A 20747-nucleotide genomic window follows, 5' to 3' on the forward strand; every position below is an offset into this window, starting at 1 on the left:
ATTCTAATGTTCTTTTAAGAAATCTAAGATCATCTTCACAAATAATAACTTTTGCACTATATTTTTCTATATCTGATATTCTTTGACAAAAACAATGATAAAATACATTTACAGCTACTACATCAAATTTTTTAGCAATAAAATTTCTATAACTTTCTAGAAAATGTATATTTGCATTAGCTCCATATCCACCTATGATAAAAACAATAGCTTTCATTTGCTTACTATCATCATAAGTGATTCTATATTCTAATTTACTTTCTCTTTTTATATTTAATTCTACATCATTACAAGAGTCTATAAAATAGGTTTGATTTTTAAGCATGCTTTTCTTTCCTGACATTGTAATTTATATGCTATTATATCTAATAAAATACACTCAAAGAAAAAAGATGAAATATATATTTAAATGCGATAACAAAAAATATTCCGATGTTGACTTAATAGAGGCTTTTAAAAAACTTGACATCAAAAAAGGCGATATTTTATGTGTGCATAGTGAACTAATGAAATTTGGCACACCTTTACTTCCTAGAAATGAATTTTTACAAACTATATTAGATTGTTTTTTTGAAGTTATAGGCAAAGAAGGTACTTTAATCATGCCTACATTTACTTATAGTTTTTGCAAAAATGAAGTTTATGACAATCTAAATTCAAGAGGTACTGTTGGTGTTTTAGCAGAATATTTTCGCAGATGGGGGGGGGTAAAACGCACCAATGATCCTATATTTTCATTTGCCGTTAAAGGAGCCAAAGAAGAATTGTTTTTAAAAGACACTACAAGTTGTTTTGGAGAAAATTGTGTATATGATGTTTTAGCCAAAGAAAATGGAAAACTAGTTTTATTTGGCTCTAAAATAGCTGGGTATACTTTTAGTCATTTCATAGAAGAAAAAGCTCATGTTCCATATAGATATTTTAAAAATTTTAGTGGAAAAATTATCGATGAAAATGGTAAAATACTCCAAAAAAATATTAAATACTATGTTAGAAAATTGGATGAAAATTCAGATTTAGATGTTGATAAACAAGTAGCTATTTTAAAAAATGATGATAATTTTAATATTTTAAATTTTTCCAATGCTCATATAATAAATATCAACATGAAAAACTATTTAGAAAAAACATTAAAAGCTTTAAAGGATAACCCTTATTGTTTGCTAAAGGAATAAAATGACAACTCATATCAATGATTTTTTACAAGAAAGCGTTGCTAAATTTGGAAGTAAAAATGCTTTTGTTGAGTTTAATGGTAAAAGCATAAGCTATAAAGAATTTGATGATTTAAGTAAAAAAATAGCAAGTAAAATTCTTTCTAAACTTCCTACTAAAAGTACACAAGAACCTGTATTAATCATACTTCCTAAAGGGATTGATTGTTTGCTTTCTTTTTTTGGTGTAGCAAAAAGTGGAAATTTTTATACGCTTTTAGATGAAAAAAGCCCTAAAGAACGTGTAGAAAAAGTTATAGAAGTTTTAAAACCAAAGCTTTTAATTACTTCTAAAAAATTAAATTTAGATTTTAATCTTGATACTATTTTCACAGAAGATTTTGAAAGCTTTGTTGTAAATGAAAATGCTTTAGAAAAAGCTTTAAATAATCACATAGATACTAATTTACTTTATGTCTTTTTTACAAGCGGAAGCACAGGAACTCCAAAAGGAGTAAGTATAAGTCATAAAAGTGTGATTGATTATACTTTTTGGGTATGTGAAACTTTTAAGCTAAGTCATGAAGATATACTTGCTAATCAAGCACCATTTTACTTTGATAATAGCATATTAGATATATTTAGCTCTGTTAAAATGGGAGCTACGCTTCATATACTGCCAAATCATCTTTTTGCTTTTCCAAATAAAATTTTAGAGTATCTAGAACAAGAAAAAATAACAACAATTTTTTGGGTACCTTCTGTGCTGATTTATTTTGCTAATACTAATGCTCTTGAAGCCTTTACACTAAGGCATTTAAACAAAATTCTTTTTTGTGGTGAAATCATGCCAAATAAACAACTCAACATTTGGCGCAAACATCTTCCTAATACTTTATTTGCTAATCTTTATGGACCTACTGAAATTACCGATGTATGCTCTTTTTACATAGTTAATAGACAATTTAGTGATGATGAGCTTTTGCCTATAGGAAAAGCATGTAAAAACACCCAACTTTTAGTCTTTGATGAGAATTTAAATTTAATTACTCCAAGTCAAGTAGGAGTTAAAGGAGAGCTTTATGTAAGAGGAACTTGTCTTTCTTTAGGGTATTACAACGATAAAGAAAAAACAAAGCAAGCTTTTGTGCAAAATCCTTTACATGATAATTACCTAGACTTGCTTTATAAAACAGGTGATGTGGTAGCTTATAATGAATTTAGCGAACTTTTATGCTATGGAAGGATAGATCATCAAATCAAATATATGGGTCATCGCATAGAGCTTGGAGAGATAGAAAGTATTATCAATTCTCATGAGAATGTAAGAAATTGTGCTTGTATTTTTGAAGAAGAAATTATTTGTTTTTATGAAAGCAAGGAAGAGTTAGATTTTAAAAACTTTTTAAAAGACAAACTTCCTACCTACATGATACCTAAAAAATTTGTTAAAATAGAACAATTTGCTTTAAATGCAAATGGGAAGATTGATAGGAAGGTTTTGAGTAGAAACTCTTAAATTTCCACTCTCAAATCACTCATAAAATCTATCTCGCACCAATTTCCATTGATTTTTATAGCTTTTGCATTTTTGTATTTATTAATTAAAATTTGTAAAAAACTTGTCATATACATATTTTCAAAATCTTTTTCATCATAAAGTAAAGTTCTATCAAGTCCATCATAGGTTTTTAAAACTTCTTTTAAAAAATGATGAGAAAATTTAAATAAGCCTATATATTGCCCTTGAATTTCATCATAACTTTTTGCTTTTTTGCCAAGCTCTACTATAAAATCATCATGTAATTTTAAAGTTTCAGCATCATCAAGTGGATTTTCAAACCTTTTTACCCATAGTTCTTTCCAAGCTTTATCCACAACAACAGCAAAATCATCTTTTGACTGTTTGAGTTTTTCTATACTATCTTTAAAATAAACTATATCAGCGTAAGAAATAATCAAATCTTGCTTATCCTCAATACAACTTTGCAAAAATTCTCTAGCGCAAAATAAAGTCTGAACCATATTAGTTTTATCATAGTTTTCATTTTTATAAAACAACTCTAAATTATGATTTTTATCCACATAATCCTTTAAAACATCAAATAAATATCCACCAACTACACATATCTCGTGAATATTATTTTCTTTTAAAGCTTGAATTTCATAATCTATGATTTTTTTATTTTTATATTCAACCATACATTTTGGATTGTTCTTTGTTAAAGGCATTAACCTTGAACCAAATCCTGCCGCTAAAATTATAGCTCTCATTTTATATCCTTTAACCACGCATTAAAAATACTTTTTTCGCTCATACCATTTTCTCTTTCAATATGCCACATTAGACCATAAATACTAAATTTTTTATGCTTAAAAGCTTCTATTGTTTCATCTTTTGCATTTGCTAACACCTCAAGCTCATTACCTAATGTTTTAATAGCAAAATTATGATATGAATTAACATTAATTGCTTGATCATTTAAATACACCTCATGATTTCCAATATGATCTTTACAAGGACAAATAGTAGAATTAAAATAGGAAGCGATCATTTGTGCTCCTTTACAAATCCCAAGCAAAGGAATATTATTTTGCACACAATACTTTATAATATTTTTTTCATATTCATCTCTTTTTTGATTAATGAAAGAAGATTTACAAGAGTTTAAATCATTACCTCCACTTAAAATCACAGCACTAATACTAGAGATATAATTTTTAAAATCAATTTCATAACTCAATGGAAGAGGTAAAAACTCACTTAATTCTTTTTTAAAAAAATTTCCCCAATCAAGCGCCAAACACTCTCTTAATTCATAATAATCTTGATTTTCTAAAATTCTTTGGCTAATGGCTATAAATTTCATAGACAAAATATCTGCTCGCTTTGACAATCAATTTTAATCTTCTTTGCTTGAAGATATTTTTTAAAATTCTCTTCACCTACACCAATAACAGCAGGCATAGCAAGCTCAGAAGCTCTAATAGCCATATGCGAATTTGCACCACCATAGCAAGTGATAAAACCTGCAATATCTTTAGTAAACAGATAATCATAGCCAGGATCAGCTGCATAGATTAACACTATCTTGCCTTTTAAATCTTGTTCATTTTCTAAAGCAATATTAGCACTAATACTTTTTTGAGTGATAAAATTTGGATGAATATAGTTAGCAAAAAACCCAAATATTTGATGCGCATCAGTTAGTAAGGCCGGAAGTTTTATAGCTAAACTTAATTCATATTCTTGTTTGTTTTCATTAATTTCACTCAAAAATTTATCTTTTGGACTTTTTGAATATACACTAGAGTATAAATTTAAAATACTCTTAATATCTAAATGAGCCATATCTTCTTTGGATATTCCATAATAATTTCCAAGATCTTCTATCAGTGATATAGCTTTAGATAAGAGCTTACTAAATTCAAATTTAACAAATTCGCGTCCTTCTATAGCTATTTTTAAAAAGCTAAAAAATTCTTTTGCATTAACTTCAATCCCATGTTCTTTTAAAATTTGATCAAGTTTTTGCAACTTATCATCACTAATTTTAAATTCCTTTTCTTTTTGAATTTTACTTTTTTGTTTTAAATCAAAATATCCATCAAAATCCTCATCATATCTTGGAGATAAAATATTATAAGTTCCTGCTCTTAAATGGCCAAATTGTTTTAGAAAATCTTGTTTATTATTTTCATTTAAAGTTGTTAATTCATTACTCAAGGTCTTGCTAACGGTGTGAAGAGAATTTAAAAATTCATTTTTTTCTTCTTTGCTAAAAAATCCAATTTCCACCAAAGAATTAAGCATAGTCATGGCTACAAACGCAGCCCTTGCAACACCGGCAAATGGTAATGTTCCATATCTTTTACACTCTTCTAAAAGCCAGTAAATTTTATCTAATGGTGAAAAATCTGAATGCATAATGTTCTCATAATACACAATCATTTGTTTTGATTTTTCTATATCTTTTGAACATAAGCCATTTTTAATATTAACAATAGAATTAGTAAGATTTAGCAAAGAAAATTCAATACGTTTGATTTCATTTTTATTAAAACCACGATCTAATAAGCGTTCTAATTTATCAGCCATATGAAAATCATAACAAGAAAATACTATATCAAATTCCACTTTATCATGCAACTCATGATTTTCATATAATTTATCTAAATAATAATTAACTAACTTTTTAGCAATATTCTCATCAAGCGTTTTTGGTATAAAAGAATTAAAAGAAAGTCTCACATCTACATAAGGAATACCTAAAAAAGAATGGATTAAAGGGTGTGATCTTAGATCTCTATAACCATAATTATTTCTTTGATAAGCCCAAATATTATCTGTAATGATTTCTTTATAAAGACTAAAAGCTAATCTTTTTGGTCTAAGTCCTATAATTTCTGCTGGATTCCAATCAGGCATTACACCAAAAATAGCTTTATTTCCAAGCACTCTAGATCTTGGTTCTTGTAAAGATAAAAATCTTTTATAAAGTCTATGTAAAGCTTCTTTAGGCAGGTTATCAAAAAGATTGATTTTTTCTTGCATTATTAAAGGTCTAACTTGCAAGCAAAAAAGTTCATCTTGCTCATTAAAAGCAAATTCTACATCTAAAAAATTACAATCATATAAACTTTCAAGTTCTTTTAATAATAAAATAACTTTTTGCATATATGGATCTTTTATATCTTCATTTTCACGGTAGTGAAAATATGTTTTGGCATTTTTAGCACTTCCATCTGTGATAGAACTATTAGAGCCGTTTTCATCGTATTCTATGCAAAAATATGGAGCAAAATTATCCTTATCTACACTAAAAGCAACACCACATTTTTGAATATCTAAAAGCATAGGTTGAATTAAAATTTCATCATTCTCACTAGGCATAGAATGACCTACTTTTTCTAAAGCGTTAAAAAGTTGGCTTTTATCACTAGCATCTACATTAGCCAAACTTAAAAAAGCTCCAGCATTGGAGCTTTTTAAACTATCTTCACTATTAGAAGAACTACGGATGATTAGTTTTTTCGCATTTAGGTTGGTAATTTTTTTAAGTACTTCTTCTTTATCTTGAATGATTTCTTTTAAAGAAGTGATAACTACATCTAAAACTTTTGCATTTTTAAGTATATTTTTTAAATTCTGCAAATTTCTTGCTTTTGTTTGAAAAACTAATCTATCCATAATATCACTCTTTTATATTTTTTTTGCACTCCAAGCTCTTGTTGTATATTTGATATCAAATTTGCTTGGTAATTCTTGCTTTAACTTATCAGTGATTTTCTCAAATAACTCATTGCCTTCTTTAGTCTCAAGATCCCAATAAGGATTTTTTACACTTCTCCAAGCATTGATATAATTATCTACACTTTGATGAAAGTAAAAATCCTCTTCCAAATAAATAATATTATCAAAAAGCTCTTTATGCGCTTCTATAATAGGGCGTTGATCTTCTCTTCTTGTGCCTCTTGTATAATTTGGAACAAAACTAACGATAATATCTTCTGCTATTTTTTGAATAGGATCATTTAAATCTCTATGATTCCACATACAAGTAAAATAACATCCTTTTTTGAGCAATCTATGACTTTCTTTTAATGCCATTGATCTATCCATCACATTAAAGCTACTTCCAAAGCTCACCCAATCAAACCCTCCATCTTTTAAAGTAGAGTCAATACCGGTAGCTCTTACCCATTCTATATCTTGACCTTGAGTTCTTTCTATACCAATTTCACGCATTGCATCATTTGGCTCAACCGCTACCACTTTACAAGCTCTCTCTAAAAGCATAATACTCAAATTTCCTGTACCTGCTCCAATATCTGCAACTTTTATTTTAGAACTTTGACTAGTTCTTTTGGCAAGCTCTACTAGCATATCTATACTAAGTGGTGCATAATTTGGTCTATATGAATAAAATTTTGCATGCTTAGTATAATCCCAAACTTGTTCTACTATTTTTTCCATTTTTTTTCCTTTAACTTTAATAGCAAAGCTAAAAAAGCTAAAGGATTTTACTATGCCTTATGCACCGTCCATGCACGAATTTTATAAGGAATTTCAATCATATCCATAGAAGAAATTTTATTTTCTATCATTTTTAAAATTTCTTCCCATCTAGCTTTTCCAGCTTGTGCTTGAATATCATTTACAGAATGCCAAGCCCCAAGATAACGCTCTTTGCTCCAAAGCTCTTTATAACCACACTCCATAAAAAAGCAATCCTTGAAATCTCCAGTACTTACTAAGATTTCTTCCCAATTTTTAACATTTTGCACCCCACTACTTACACGAGTAAGCTCTGGTACAATATGTTTAATTTCCTCTTCAATTTCATAAAATACAGAGTCTTTAACTATATGGCGTGGATTCCATATGGCAGTGAAATACCCCCCCCCTGCAAGTACTCTTGCAAACTCAGGTAAAGACTTTTTAGGATCTGTCCAGTGAAAAGAACTAGCCATAATTACCCAATCAGCATAATTACTAGGCATAGTAGTTTCTTCTCCACTACCTTTATGCCAAGTAATATTTTGTGAATTTTGAGTAAATTTAATACCTTCTTCACGCATATTATCATTTGGCTCGACTGCATCTATACAAAGGTTAAACTCATCAGCAAGCATTTTAGTAAGCTTTCCCGTGCCAGCTCCTACTTCTACAACTTTTAATGTATTTTTATTTTGATCATTTATGCATTTTATGAGCTTTTCTATAAGCATACTTGAATATGCTGGTCTATTATGATAATGTTTTGCAACTTCACTAAAGTCACCTTGTTTCATGAAACTCCTTTGTTACTAAATCAAATATTATATCGACCTTTTTATCTAAATTATCCTGCAATGAATTATCTAGTATAAAATGTGCATTTGGTTCATCATATTTTACATCAACACCTACAACATTTTTAATTTCACCATTTAAAGCTTTTGTATAAAGTCCTTTTTGATCTCTTTTTATTAATTCTTCCATTGGACATTTAATATAAATCTCAAAATAATTTTTTAATTTTTCTCTATTATATTTATAAATTTCATTAAACATAGATATAGTTGTTACAACTACTATCACACCTTGATCATTTAAAAATTTAGCAAATTGGGATCTTTTTAATGCTACATCTATACGACCTTGCTTATCATAGCTATAATGTCCTAGTAAATCTCTTAATTCATCTCCATCAAGATAAACAATATTTTTATGCTCATTTTTTAATTTTTCATATAATGCTTTACCTATAGTGCTTTTTCCACTACCTGCTAAACCTGTAAGCCAAATAACACTTGCAATCATTTAAAACTTTCCCAAGCTAATAAAAATAATATATTATCAAATTCTTATAAAATTCAATATTAATAAGATATAATAATCATTATTTTTTAAATAAAAAAAGGAGAAGTATGCAAAATATTAAAAAATTTTTTATGAATATAGAAAGAACCGATATTGATGAAACAATGCAAAATTTAGTAAGTGAAGATATTATAGATAGCATTGACATTATGGCTTTAGTGGCTGAAATTGAAAAACATTATGGAAAAAGTCTCAATGCTGAATTTATAAGTCCTGAAAATTTTGAAGATTTTCAAAGTATCAAAAATATGCTAGAAAAAGCATATAATTAACGCAATGTTTAACATTGCTTTAATTACTCTTTTAAAGACTGAATAATTTTATTTTTAGATACAATAATTTCTGCTATAAAATCAGCTATTTTATCCCAATCACTTTCTTTGGTTTGAGTTAAAGTTGGATTTTCTTTATATTCATCCCAATTAATCGGCTCAAACAAGCTTTTTCTGTGTGGAAAATACTTAGCTCTAACCCACTCAAGTGAAGGAGCATAATAATCAACATAAGCTTTTGCTATTTCTTTTTGTACTCTAAATTTCAACCTATCCTCATTAGCACCTTCAAAAATTTTTCTAGCCGTATAAAGCAAAGAATTTATGTTTTGCCCATGCAAATCTTTTTTTATAAGTCTTCCTTGAAGCTCCATACCTAAAAGATTAAAACTTTCATTTTTATTTTGTTTTAATGAAAATTCATCATCCCATTCTAAGCCCAAGTGATATACAAAGTCTTTAAGTAATGTTCCGCCAACATATTCTTCCTTCAAAAGTCTTACTATCAAGCTTTTTTCACCAAATACTTCTATATGGCTCTCGCAAATCCACTTATAATCAAATATATATTTTCTAGGATGCTCATCAGGCTTAAAATCAGCACTATAAAACCCCATATTATTTTTAATATCTTGAGAGCAATGAGAATTTAAATACCCAAGAGTATCTCTAAAGTAAATAATCTCATAAATTTCATCAAATCCTAAAGCATTTAAAACGCTTTTAAGAATTTCTATATGTCTTTTAGTAGAAAAATCCCAAACTATCCCTTCTGCAGAAAAAATAAATTTCTTATCTTTATGTATTGTAGCTTCTGTTTTGAAATTCTCAATAGCTTTAATCAAACGTACATCTTCTAAATCATCCAATGGATTTTGACTTAATTTATCTTTTTTTATAAGCTCTAAAACTATATCCACCAAAACCCAATGTCTATTAGCCATTCTAAGAGATTTTGGATAGATATAACCTTGCTGCAAAAGTTTATTTTCATTTTGCATTAAAAAACCTTGTCTTTCTTGATTACCACTATTGGTTGTTCCTATACTAATATACGCTATCATTTTTTTCCTTTTTTTAATTTATTATAACAAATAAAAAATGATAAAATATCCAAAAAACAAAAAAAGAGTAATAATGAATTTAGAAATTACTAACCATTTTATTAAAGCTATCAGCGTTATTTTGCCTAAAAATCCACTTCGCAAAGAAGATGAATTAAAACTTTGCAATATAAATGAAAGAAAATATCAACTTTTACAAGAAAATTCAGGAATTTTTAATCATTTTGTAAGCGATGAGTCAACATACTCGAGTGATTTAGCAACACAAGCATTAGAAGAGTTTTTATCAAAAGATATACTCAAAAAAGATGAAATTGATCTACTAGTTTTTACAAGCTTTACACCGGATTATTTAGCACCAGCTTGCACTAGTTTAATCCATAAAAATTTAAATTTAAGTAGCCATACTTTATGCTTAGATGTATTAGGTTTTTGCCCTGGATTTTTACAGAGTTTACTTCAAGTGTTTTTGGCTTTAAATCAACCAAGTATAAAAAAAGCTGTTTTAATATGTGCTAGTGTAAAAAGCAAAGCAATTGATGCTCAAAAAGACAAAATTACCTTTTTAAATAATAGCGATAGCGCAAGTGCAATTTTAATAGAAAAAAATACTAACATTGAAGATAAAAGTTACTTTGCTCAAAAAATTTTTTCTACCCAATGCATAGAAGAAACTTTACCTTATAACGGACTTCAAACTAATAGCAACAAAAACATACAAGCTAATACCGCTTTAGCTTTTTCTTTTACTATGCAAAACTATCCAGCGTTTTTTCAAGATTTTCTTGAACATTTCAATCTAAAAAAAACTAGTTTTAATGAATTTTTTATCCACTCTTCTGATAATTTTTCAAAGCAAAAACTATATGAGAAACTAAATTTAAATTTTACCCAAGATAATATTCTTAAAAATTATGGAAACACAACTATAAATAAATTACCCCTAGAATTAGCTTCATATGCTGGGGGGGGGATAAACAAATTTTACTTGGAAGCTTTGGAACAGGGATTACCTTTAATGCATGTAGCCTAAAAATAAACTTTGATAAACTTCAAAGCTTTATCAAAGTTGTGTAATTTCAAGTCCAAATCGATCTTTAAAATCTTTAAAAGTAAATATCTTATCTTTACAAGGATAAGATATACTATCTTCTCTCATATCAAATATTTTATTTTTTACTTTTTCAAGTAATATAGGCAATTCTTTTTTAAATAAAGCTCTATCCGTCATTCTTAAACCATGATCTAAACTTTTTATGTATCTACCATCTACATCATTTTCATCTTTAACAATATGCAAAGTAGCATCAAATCCAAGTTGATTATAAATTTCATACAAATTAGCCTTATGTTCAATTGGAGCTCCATCATCTTTTGCACTATGATAACTAATAAATACTGCATTTTTATTTTTTACACTTTGTAAATTTAAATGTTTTGAATTTAAAAGAACCCTTATCATATAACTATCATCACTCAAAAAATAAGGAGAACTTTCATCTCTAGTCCAATATTTTTTTACAAAACAAGAAAGTATATAGTTATTTCCTTTTATAAAATACTCAGCACAACCTGTCTCTCTACCCAATAAATGTGGTAAATGAGGTAGTGATACCCCTGAATTATCTATAACTCCATCAACATACCAAGGAGCAATCTTTGCACACATTAAAGCAAGATGACCGCCATATGACCCCCCCCCATAAATTTTAGGTAAAGATTTAAATTGAGGGAAATTTTTCATTATATCTTTTAAGGCATTTATATGATCAATCGCTGCCATAATACCATAGTTTTGATAGTCGCCGTTTGGCAAAATAAGATCACAAGAAACATTAACTAGAAAATCTTTTTCTAATGCGCCTTCATTTTTTATTTGCTCAACTCTCTCATCAAGTTTAAATAAACAATCTTTAAAATCATTTTTTTCATAACCCCTAATTGGAAGATTACAAAGTTTTGCTATTTCACAAAAACTTTCCCAATCTTTTTCATTTGGCATAAAAATTGGACTATACTTTTCATCTATAGAAGGCCTAGCGCTAAAGCAATGATAAAAAACATTTACAACAACAATATTAAATTTTTTAGCAAGATATTCTCTATCAAAATCTAAAAACGACATATTGGCATTTGCACCAAAACCACCTATGATAAAAACAATAGCTTTCATTTGCTTACTATCATCATAAGTGATTCTATATTCTAATTTACTTTCTCTTTTTATATTTAATTCTACATCATTACAAGAGTCTATGAAATAAGTTTGGTTTATGATCATGTTAAGCCTTTTAAAATTAAAATTAAATTATACTTATTTTTTTATAAAATTAAAGAGAGTTTATGAAAAATCTTTGTATTATCCCAGCGCGTGGTGGTTCTAAACGTATTCCTAGAAAAAATATCATTGATTTTCTAGGAAAACCTTTGATTGCTTATAGCATAGAAAGTGCTTTAAATTCGGGTATTTTTGATGATGTGATCATTTCAAGCGATGATGATGAGATCATTGAAGTAGCTTTAAAATACGGAGCCAAAGCTCCTTTTGTGCGTAAAAAAGAACTAAGTGATGATTATGCAAGCTCAACCGCTGTAATCCAAAATGCCATCACCACCCTAGAAGAGCAAGGTAAGAACTATAAAAATGTGTGCTGTTTATACGCTACTGCACCACTTATAGATGAGTTTATTTTACAAGAAGCTTTTGAGCAATTTAGTCAGGAAGAATGTAAATTTTTATTTTCAGCTTGTGAGTTTGAATACCCTATACAAAGAGGTTTTTACCTTGATGAACAAAATAAAGTTTATATGTTTGATGAATCAAACTATAACAAACGCTCACAAGATCTTACCAAAGCTTATCATGATGGTGGTGCATTTTACTTTGGCAAAAAAGAAGCGTGGCTAGAAGAAGATTTTATGTTTAAACCTCACTCTAAAGCTTTTTTGCTTCCAAGGAATAAAATCTGTGATATTGACACCTTTGAAGACTTAGAATTTGCTAAAATACTATATCAGTTTCACAAAGGTAATAAATGTTTATAAATAAAATCAAAGGTTTTAAGTATCCTGATATGGAGCTTGTAAGATGGTTTTTTAAAAACAAGCTTGATACCTTAAAAAATGCAAAAGTCCTAGAATTTGCCTCTCATAATGGTAATAATCTTTCTTTATTTGCAAATTATGATTATGAGTGTATTGGCGTAGAACTTAGCAAACAAAATCATGAAAATGCTATTTATAATTTTAAAGAAATTATGCATTATCAAAAGGCAAATTTTTTCAATGAAAATATGCTTGATTTTGCTAAAAATCATCAAAATATAAATGCAGATGTATTTTTAATACCTAATGTAATTAATTACATTAGCAAAGATGAATTTAAAAATTTACTGCAAGATGCAAAACAAAATAACCTATATCGAGTAAGCGGGGGGGGGTATGCTCACTTTTTCTTAAGAGCAAGAAGCATTAAAGATCATCGTTATGGACTTGGAAAAAAGTTAAAAAATGGTAGCTTCATCTTAAGTGGCGATGAATTTAGTGGTGAGAAAAATTGTCTTTGCACCGCTTATCAAGAACACGAACTTGTAGAAATTTTAAAAGAATATTTAAATTTATATGATTTTGAAGTTATCACAAGTGAAAATATCAATATAAAAAATAAAGTTTATATCAAAGATAGCGATATAATCATCTATGGAAAAATTACTAAGGAGTGAAAATGTACTTAAGAGATTTAAAAGGCTTAAAATTTCCAGATTTAGCGGTAATTAAATTTTTTTTCAAACAAGGATTACATCAAAAAAGCAACCAAAAAGTTTTAGAATTTGCCTGTTCTAACGGCAATAATCTTTCTTTATTTGCAAATTATGATTATGAATGTATCGGGGTTGATTTAAACAAAGAAAATATCAACAACGCTAATTACAATTTCAAAGAAATAATCCAATGTAAAAACTATCAGTTTTTTCATGATAATATCTTAGAATTTCCTTTAAAAAATCCAAATCTTAATGCAGATATTTTTATGATTCCTAATGTGATTAACTATCTTTTGAAAGAAGATTTTTTAAAATTATTAAAAATTTCTAAAGAAAACTCTATGTATAAAGAAAATGCTTTGTTTTTTTTAAGAACAAGAAGTATAAAAGATTATAGATATGGTTATGGAGAAAAAATAGCTCATAATTGTTTTAAAATCACAAATGATAACACTACAGGAGAGCTTGGATGTATAAACACTCTCTACCAAGAATACGAACTTGTAGAAATTTTAAAAGAATATTTAAATTTATATGATTTTAAAGTACTTACTTATGAGAATACCAATATTATGGGAGAAGATGAAAGATTAGTTAATGATAGCGATATTGTAATTTATGGAAAAATTAAGTGAAAATAGCCATCATGCAGCCAACCTTCAACCCATGGCTTGGCTATATATATATGATACAAAGTGTTGATACTTTTGTCTTTTTAGATAATGTTCAGTTTGAACGCAGATCTTGGCAAAATAGAAACAAAATCAAATTACAAGATAAAACCTTTTTACTAGGACTAAACTTACAAAAAGCACCACAAAAAACATCGCTTCAAAATATTTTATTTGAAAAAGATGAAAAGTGGAAATTTAAATTTCTAAAAACCATTTACCATGCATATTCTAAAAGTGCTAATTTTGAAAAATATTACAGTGTCTTAAAAAAAGCTTTATTTAAACATACGCATTTGGTGCAATTTAATATGGAATTAATCAGAATTTACTGCGAGCATTTGAATATCAAAACACCTATTTTGCAAAGCTCTTCTTTAAACTTAAAAAATGAAAAAAAAGAAAAATTACTACTTGAAATTTGCCAAACACTAAAAGCTGATTATTATCTTTCTCCAGAAGGATCAAAAAATTATCTTGAGAAAGATACAGCAAAAGAAATTTTTAAAAATGCAAATATAAAAATTGAATATTTTGATTTTATCCATCCAACCTATACTCAATTAGGTACAAATTTTATAGCTTATTTGGGAATTTTAGACTTTTTATTTAACGAAAAAAATCCTTGTGTAAAATTTCAAGAATGTATCAAAATTAACGAGTATAATATATGAAAGTTCTTTTTAGAAGCGATAGTTCTAGCACTATAGGGCATGGACACATTAAAAGAGATCTTTTATTAGCCAAACAATACCATGATATATCTTTTGCTTGTTTACCACTAAAAGGCTCTTTAATAGATGAAATTCCTTATCCTGTATACGAACTAACAAGTGCTAGCATATATGAGCTAATCAATCTCATCAAAAAAGAAAAATTTGATCTTTTAATCATCGATCATTATGAGATCACTGCAGATGATGAAAAACTCATCAAACTAGAAACAGGAATTAAAATTCTCAGTTTTGATGATGAGATAAAAGAACATTTTTGTGATATTTTACTAAATGTCAATGCCTATGCTAAAGAAAGTGATTATGAAAATTTAGTACCAAAGTATTGTGAACTAAGATGTGGCTTTTCCTATGCTCTAATACGCGATGAGTTTTATGAAGAAAGTAAGATAAAAAGAGAAAAAATTTATGATTATTTTATTTGTATAGGGGGAAGTGATCCAAAAAATATTTCCTTTGATATAGCAAATAAACTAAATAAAAATAAAACCATCATCATAGCTACCACAAAAGCAAATTCACATCTAAACTCGCTTCAAAAATTAAGCCAAAAAAATCCTAATATACAAATTCTAATAGACTATTCTAATCTTGCTAGATTAATGAATGAAAGCAAAAAACTCATCATTAGTGCAAGTTCATTAGTCAACGAAGCTTTAATTTTAAAAGCAAATTTTAAAGCTATAGCTTATGCTAAAAATCAAGAAAAACTTGCAACATGGCTTGTTAAAAAAGGCTATGAAGTGGAGAGTTTTATATGATAGTTTTAAAAGATTTTATCCATTTAACTCAAGAAGAAATCGAGCTTGTTTTAAAATGGCGTAATGATGAAAATATTGCTAAATTTATGAAAACGCAAAATATCACTTTAAAAGAGCACTTAAGTTTTTTATCTAGTCTAAAAACGGATACAACTAAAAAATATTTTTTAGTTTATGATGATAAAAATATCATAGGAGTAATTGATTTTATCAATATAACCAAACTTTCTTGTGAATTTGGACTTTATGGTATAAAAAAAGGTGTAGGTAATCTTTTAATGCAAGAAGTTAAAAACTATGCTTTTAATGTTTTAAAAGTTCAAACTTTAAACGCATGTGTTTTTAAAGAAAATACAAAAGCTTTGAATTTATATTTAAAACATGGTTTTGAAGTTATTAAAGAAGATAATAATTTTTATTTTGTAAATTTAAACAATCCTCACAGGGATATTATTTTTTAAAAGCTCATTTTTAACATCATTTGGAGTATATTGACTAAAATGAAATATATAAGCACCGGCTAATGCATTTGCACCAAGTTGTATAGCTTTTACCCCATCTTGAGGCTTAGAAAGTCCTCCATTGATAATGAGTGGAATTTTTAATTTACCTTTGAAATACTCTAGTAATTCCCAATCATACCCCAAAGAACTTCCTTCTTTATCAACACTTGTTAAAAGTATCTCCCCTGCTCCTAAAGATTCGTATTTTAATGCAAGTTCTAGCGGATCAATATCTAAAATTTCATTATTAAAAACTTTAAATTTATTTTTGTCTTTTTTTACATCAATCGAGCATACTACACAAGAACTTCCAAAAGTATTTGCCACCTTTTTGACAAAATCTGGATCTTGCAAAGCCATAGAATTAAGACTGATTTTATCAGCACCTATATCTAACACTTTTCTAATATCTTCTAAAGTTCTAATCCCACCTCCAATGGTTAAAGGCATAAAGCACTCATTAGCTATATCTTCTAAGCTTTCAAAATCTATAACACCATTTTTATTGATATCCAAAACTATAAGCTCATCAACATTTCTAGCATTATATATCCTAGCTGTGCTTATTACATGCCCTATAGTTCTAAAAGAAGAAAAATTGATACTTTTTACAAGCTGATGATCTTTTAATAACACGCAAGGTATGATTCTTGTTTTAAGCATACTAGGCCTTTAAATTTGCAAAATTTTCCAAAAGTTTCAAACCTACATTTTGGCTTTTTTCAGGGTGAAATTGCACAGCAAAAATATTATCTTTTTCAAAACTTGCACAAAAAGGTTTTTCATACTCACAAAAAGAAGTTTCCACTCCCTCTAAACACTCTACATAATAAGAATGCACAAAATAAAAATCACTTTTTTCTAAAATTCCATCAAATAGCTTGCTTTTTTTATCACTAAATTGTAAATCATCCCAACCACTGTGCAATAATTTTTCTTTATTTAAATCAAATTTCAAAACCTTTGCTTTTATAAAATCAAGCCCTTCGCACTCTCCACCCTCATATCCCTTACTAGCAAAAAGTTGCATACCAAGACAAATCCCCAAAATAGGCTTTTTATCTTTTAAAACACATTCTTTTAAAAGCTCATCTAGTGCAAGTTTTTTTAAATTTTCCATACCTTGCTTAAAAGACCCAACACCTGGTAAAACTAATTTAGAGGCATTTTTTATATCTTCTTTTTTAGAACTTATAACCACTTCTTGATCAAGTTTTTCAAAAGCTTTTAAAACAGATTTAAAATTGCCAAGATGATAATCAACAATACAAATCATTTCAAAACAAACTCATCTTTTTTTATCAACGATCCATCACTATCTCTTAAGAATTTACCATTTTCATCGCGTTTAAATATCTTTTTATTAGTATAAGAATCGACAATTTTTTCAAATTCTTTTTCACTAAAACCACTAAATTTTAAATACTTCTTAATAGCCTTTTTAGGTGGCTTTCCATCATATTTATTTACAAGTCTCACACCCTCTTCACGGCTAATATAACCAAGTCTTATATCCAAACACGCATTATCCGTAGCTCTTCCAAAACCATATTTACAGTATTTTAAATAATCATGCACATGATTTGAATAGCAATCTAAATTTTCAAAATTCTCATAAGTAGTTTCAACTGGTTTTATACTAGTTTTAAAACCATTTTCTTGAGCTAATTTTAAATTATACTTATAATCCCATTTAAAATAATATCCCAAAAATAACCCCGTAACTCCTACTCTTTGAAGCTCTTCATCACTTGGATAAGTATAAAAATATAAATCCTTCTCTCTAATACCATCAACTCCAATCATATCAGAAATTCTATTACCCAAAAGCCCACCAAATTCTTCAAGCCACTCTCTACCTAAAGTATTTTTTTCTTTAGAACTAGCTGGTCCACCATATTCAATCTGTGGACTTTCCCCCCAAATAATCAAAGGAATTTCAAAAGCAACAGCAATTTTTGGAACACAAGTAAAAATCCCCAAATGGTTTTGCCATTCATTATCGCCCGTTCTTATAAAAGCTTCACGGGATAATTTTTTATACACCAAAGGATTTCTTTTAATATGGATTAAATCAACACCAAGATTATTTAAATTTTTTAAATTCTTTTTACCTATTTTAGTAGGGATACTTGGTTCAAAACAAACACACAAAGGATTAAGTCCAAGTTCAAGACATTTTAAAACTTGAAAAGTAGAATCCTTACCACCACTTACCCCTATCACACAATCATACACAGGATGTTTTTTATATTTTTTCACAAGCTCTAGAAATTCTTTTTCACGCTCTTGCCAGTTTATCTTATGATTTTTCGCTTCTTGCGAGCAACACGCATCACAAATTCCCTCATCATTAAAATGCAAATCAGGCTTAGTATTTGGCATAACGCATTTTTTACAAAATTTCATATTAACTCCAAAAAAATATTTATAATCATCATAAATCGACTATGATTATATTTTCTAAAGCTAAATAAATTTTATTTTGTTACAATATTTTTTATTTAAAGGTTTATAAACTATGGATTTAACTTTACTTCCTTATATGATTATAGGAATTTTTTCAGGTATGGCTTCAGGAGTTTTTGGCATAGGCGGTGGTATGATTATCGTTCCTTTTATGCTTACTTTAGGGCTTAGCTCTCACCATGCTGTTGCAATTTCTGTTGTACAAATGATTTTTGCTTCTATTTTTGGCTCCTATTTAAACTATAAAAAGAAAAATTTAATCTTAAAAGATGGTCTTATCATAGGCTTTGGAGGCTTTTTAGGTGCGATGTTTAGTGGGCTTTTACTCTCATATTTTTCAGATATAACTTTAACAAGTATTTTTCTATGCGTGAGTATTGTATTCTTTTTAAAATTTGCTTTTAATCAAAAAAGTACCATTGGAAACATTGGTCACTCTAATATCTTAAAAAATTCTATTTTGCTAATTTGTGGTATATTTACAGGAATTTTTGCTATATCTTTAGGGATTGGTGGTGGGCTTTTAATCACTCCTATTTTGGCTTATTTTTTAGGCTATGATACCAAAAAAGTAGTGCCACTTAGCTTATTTTTTGTAATATTTGCTTCCATTTCAGGGATTAGTTCTTTTGTATATAATGACATCATTGATAAAGAAGTTTTACAAAATGGAAGCTTGGTGGGACTTAGCTCTATGCTAGGAGTTTATCTTGGTATAAAAATCATGGAAAAAATCAACCTCAAATCCCACCGTATAGCACTTTTATGCATCTACGCTCTTTCTATAACCATGACTATCATAAGTTTAATTAAAAAATTAAATTTATTTTAATCTATCAGCAAATTTTTGCCTATTAGAAGTATAGACAAAGCTTAAAACCTCTGCCACTGCTTTAAAAAGCTCCGGCGGGATAAGATCATTTACCTCACAAGCTTTATAAAGCTCTCTAGCTAAAGGAGGATTTTCATAAATCATAACATTGTATTCATATGCCATATCTTTAATACGCAAAGCTAAAAAATCCACTCCTTTAGCCAAAACCTTAGGCGCAGCTTCTTTAGAACTATCATAACGTAAAGCAACCGCATAGTGAGTAGGGTTAGTAATTACAACATCAGCACTAGCAACATCTTGCACCATTCTGCGTCTTGCTGCTTCCATTTGTAAACGACGAATTCTTCCTTTTACTAAAGGATCTCCTTCGCTTTGCTTGTATTCATCTTTGATTTCTTGTTTGCTCATGCGTAAGTTTTTAAAGTATTGATACCTTACTAAAAGTACATCCAAAAGCCCGATAATCAAAAAAGCTATAATCACAATAGCTGCAAGTATAATAGCCTTATCTCTAAGCCATAAAAGTTGTGGATAAATCGTATAAAGTTCTACCCTAGGAAGCTCTTTCATAAATTGCAATAAAAAAATAAAAGCTATACCAAAAACAACTCCAACTTTAAGAATAATTTTCAAAGCATCAATGATTTTTTTCAAAGAAAAAAGATTTTTAAGTCCATTAATAGGATTAATTTTATTAAAATTTGGAGTAATAGGCTTAGTAGTAAAAATAAAACCAAATTGCATTAAATTACCAAGTACACCTGCAACCATAATTGTTAGAGTAATAGGTAAAACCATAATAAACATTTCTATCATGGTTTTTATAATAATTTTTTGTAAGATTTTTAAATCAAGCTCTATGCCTATAAAACTTTGATAAAACCTATACAAACCGCTAATTCTCTCGCCTATAAAAGGCAACATAAATAACACCACAACCACAGCTATAACAAGTACAGCCACAGCAGATGCATCTTGGCTTTTTGGGACATTACCCTCTTTGCGCGCATCTTCTATTTTCTTGGACGTGGGTTCTTCTGTTTTTTCTTGATCATCAGCAGCCATAAAAAACCTTTAAAAATTTAAAGTAAAATTATAGCATTTAAATCCAAGTATAAACAAATTTGAAACTTGGATTTATTCTCATTCAATTC

At 28.3% G+C, this 20747-nt stretch carries 24 protein-coding genes; 11 read left to right on the forward strand and 13 right to left on the reverse strand.

Features of this window, described 5'->3' with window-relative positions:
- Positions 1-325 (reverse strand): DUF2920 family protein (locus tag L8X40_RS07360; protein WP_263667613.1); only part of this gene is annotated, 325 nt, incomplete at its 3' end.
- Positions 326-392: 67 nt separating this feature from the next.
- Here L8X40_RS07360 and L8X40_RS07365 point away from each other — a divergent pair.
- Together L8X40_RS07365 and L8X40_RS07370 are read left to right on the forward strand one after the other, a co-directional pair.
- Positions 393-1175: an AAC(3) family N-acetyltransferase gene (locus tag L8X40_RS07365; protein WP_214100221.1), complete on the forward strand. Its 783-nt coding sequence runs from the start codon at positions 393-395 to the stop codon at positions 1173-1175.
- A 1-nt stretch (position 1176) separates the two neighbouring features.
- Positions 1177-2673 (forward strand): amino acid adenylation domain-containing protein, encoded by a 1497-nt coding sequence (locus L8X40_RS07370; protein ID WP_261545346.1) that lies wholly within the window; start codon positions 1177-1179, stop codon positions 2671-2673.
- Here the strand turns inward: L8X40_RS07370 and L8X40_RS07375 are convergent.
- From L8X40_RS07375 to L8X40_RS07400, 6 genes are read right to left on the reverse strand one after another with little or no spacing between them, the layout of a single operon-like run.
- A complete protein-coding gene (locus tag L8X40_RS07375) occupies positions 2670-3428 on the reverse strand; it encodes a phosphocholine cytidylyltransferase family protein (RefSeq protein WP_263667614.1) in 759 nt (252 codons plus the stop codon). The two genes, L8X40_RS07370 and L8X40_RS07375, sit on opposite strands and share 4 nt — an antisense overlap.
- On the reverse strand, positions 3425-4024 hold the full coding sequence (locus L8X40_RS07380; protein WP_214100236.1) for a gamma-glutamyl-CDP-amidate hydrolase: 600 nt from the start codon (positions 4022-4024) through the stop codon (positions 3425-3427). Before L8X40_RS07380 ends, L8X40_RS07375 begins: the two co-directional genes overlap by 4 nt.
- On the reverse strand, positions 4021-6345 hold the full coding sequence (locus tag L8X40_RS07385) for a PEP-utilizing enzyme (RefSeq protein ID WP_214136270.1): 2325 nt from the start codon (positions 6343-6345) through the stop codon (positions 4021-4023). The genes L8X40_RS07380 and L8X40_RS07385 overlap by 4 nt, the downstream gene beginning before the upstream one ends.
- A 12-nt stretch (positions 6346-6357) precedes the next feature.
- On the reverse strand, positions 6358-7131 hold the full coding sequence (locus L8X40_RS07390; protein ID WP_214136272.1) for a class I SAM-dependent methyltransferase: 774 nt from the start codon (positions 7129-7131) through the stop codon (positions 6358-6360).
- A gap of 50 nt (positions 7132-7181) precedes the next feature.
- Entirely contained in the window at positions 7182-7949 is a 768-nt protein-coding gene (locus tag L8X40_RS07395) for a class I SAM-dependent methyltransferase (protein WP_263667615.1), read from the reverse strand.
- A complete protein-coding gene (locus L8X40_RS07400; protein ID WP_087698990.1) occupies positions 7936-8460 on the reverse strand; it encodes an adenylyl-sulfate kinase in 525 nt (174 codons plus the stop codon). The genes L8X40_RS07395 and L8X40_RS07400 overlap by 14 nt, the downstream gene beginning before the upstream one ends.
- Before the next feature lie 107 nt (positions 8461-8567).
- Here L8X40_RS07400 and L8X40_RS07405 point away from each other — a divergent pair, with 107 nt between their 5' ends.
- Complete coding sequence (locus L8X40_RS07405) at positions 8568-8792, forward strand: acyl carrier protein (RefSeq protein WP_087698989.1); 225 nt, start codon at positions 8568-8570, stop codon at positions 8790-8792.
- A 23-nt stretch (positions 8793-8815) separates the two neighbouring features.
- On the opposite strand, the gene L8X40_RS07410 is transcribed toward L8X40_RS07405, so the two are convergent.
- Positions 8816-9856, reverse strand: a complete 1041-nt coding sequence (locus L8X40_RS07410) for an acyl carrier protein (RefSeq protein ID WP_087698988.1) — start codon at positions 9854-9856, stop codon at positions 8816-8818.
- 73 nt (positions 9857-9929) lie between these two features.
- Here L8X40_RS07410 and L8X40_RS07415 point away from each other — a divergent pair, with 73 nt between their 5' ends.
- Complete coding sequence (locus L8X40_RS07415; RefSeq protein WP_263667616.1) at positions 9930-10889, forward strand: 3-oxoacyl-ACP synthase; 960 nt, start codon at positions 9930-9932, stop codon at positions 10887-10889.
- Positions 10890-10919: 30 nt separating this feature from the next.
- Here the strand turns inward: L8X40_RS07415 and L8X40_RS07420 are convergent, their stop codons facing one another.
- Entirely contained in the window at positions 10920-12137 is a 1218-nt protein-coding gene (locus tag L8X40_RS07420) for a DUF2920 family protein (protein WP_214136275.1), read from the reverse strand.
- Positions 12138-12199: 62 nt separating this feature from the next.
- On the opposite strand from L8X40_RS07420, the gene pseF reads away from it, so the two are divergent.
- From pseF to pseH, 6 genes are read left to right on the forward strand one after another with little or no spacing between them, the layout of a single operon-like run.
- On the forward strand, positions 12200-12901 hold the full coding sequence (gene pseF, locus L8X40_RS07425) for a pseudaminic acid cytidylyltransferase (RefSeq protein WP_263667617.1): 702 nt from the start codon (positions 12200-12202) through the stop codon (positions 12899-12901).
- Entirely contained in the window at positions 12892-13578 is a 687-nt protein-coding gene (locus tag L8X40_RS07430; RefSeq protein ID WP_263667618.1) for a class I SAM-dependent methyltransferase, read from the forward strand. Before pseF ends, L8X40_RS07430 begins: the two co-directional genes overlap by 10 nt.
- Positions 13579-13580: 2 nt before the next feature.
- Positions 13581-14255: a class I SAM-dependent methyltransferase gene (locus L8X40_RS07435; protein WP_087700234.1), complete on the forward strand. Its 675-nt coding sequence runs from the start codon at positions 13581-13583 to the stop codon at positions 14253-14255.
- Positions 14252-14965, forward strand: a complete 714-nt coding sequence (locus L8X40_RS07440) for a WbqC family protein (RefSeq protein ID WP_192866638.1) — start codon at positions 14252-14254, stop codon at positions 14963-14965. Before L8X40_RS07435 ends, L8X40_RS07440 begins: the two co-directional genes overlap by 4 nt.
- The gene (gene pseG, locus L8X40_RS07445) at positions 14962-15786 is read left to right on the forward strand and encodes a UDP-2,4-diacetamido-2,4,6-trideoxy-beta-L-altropyranose hydrolase (RefSeq protein ID WP_087700236.1); all 825 of its coding nucleotides are present in this window, start codon (positions 14962-14964) and stop codon (positions 15784-15786) included. Before L8X40_RS07440 ends, pseG begins: the two co-directional genes overlap by 4 nt.
- Positions 15783-16247 (forward strand): UDP-4-amino-4,6-dideoxy-N-acetyl-beta-L-altrosamine N-acetyltransferase, encoded by a 465-nt coding sequence (gene pseH / locus L8X40_RS07450; protein ID WP_214100231.1) that lies wholly within the window; start codon positions 15783-15785, stop codon positions 16245-16247. Before pseG ends, pseH begins: the two co-directional genes overlap by 4 nt.
- On the opposite strand, the gene L8X40_RS07455 is transcribed toward pseH, so the two are convergent.
- Genes L8X40_RS07455 through L8X40_RS07465 form a run of 3 tightly spaced genes read right to left on the reverse strand, consistent with a single transcriptional unit; the run spans position 16215 to position 18698 of the window.
- Positions 16215-16952 (reverse strand): HisA/HisF-related TIM barrel protein, encoded by a 738-nt coding sequence (locus L8X40_RS07455; RefSeq protein ID WP_214100232.1) that lies wholly within the window; start codon positions 16950-16952, stop codon positions 16215-16217. The genes pseH and L8X40_RS07455 overlap by 33 nt on opposite strands.
- Before the next feature lies 1 nt (position 16953).
- Positions 16954-17565 carry an imidazole glycerol phosphate synthase subunit HisH gene (gene hisH / locus L8X40_RS07460; RefSeq protein WP_214100233.1) on the reverse strand — a complete coding sequence of 204 codons (612 nt, stop codon included), beginning with the start codon at positions 17563-17565 and terminating at the stop codon, positions 16954-16956.
- Entirely contained in the window at positions 17562-18698 is a 1137-nt protein-coding gene (locus L8X40_RS07465; RefSeq protein WP_214125702.1) for an N-acetyl sugar amidotransferase, read from the reverse strand. The genes hisH and L8X40_RS07465 overlap by 4 nt, the downstream gene beginning before the upstream one ends.
- Positions 18699-18810: 112 nt before the next feature.
- On the opposite strand from L8X40_RS07465, the gene L8X40_RS07470 reads away from it, so the two are divergent.
- Positions 18811-19590 (forward strand): sulfite exporter TauE/SafE family protein, encoded by a 780-nt coding sequence (locus tag L8X40_RS07470; protein ID WP_214136280.1) that lies wholly within the window; start codon positions 18811-18813, stop codon positions 19588-19590.
- On the opposite strand, the gene flhB is transcribed toward L8X40_RS07470, so the two are convergent.
- Positions 19582-20658, reverse strand: a complete 1077-nt coding sequence (flhB, locus tag L8X40_RS07475) for a flagellar biosynthesis protein FlhB (RefSeq protein WP_263667619.1) — start codon at positions 20656-20658, stop codon at positions 19582-19584. The genes L8X40_RS07470 and flhB overlap by 9 nt on opposite strands.
- Between the last annotated feature and the right edge of the window lie 89 nt (positions 20659-20747).

The organism is Campylobacter sp. CNRCH_2013_0855, from assembly GCF_025773025.1.
GTDB lineage: Bacteria > Campylobacterota > Campylobacteria > Campylobacterales > Campylobacteraceae > Campylobacter_D > Campylobacter_D jejuni_C.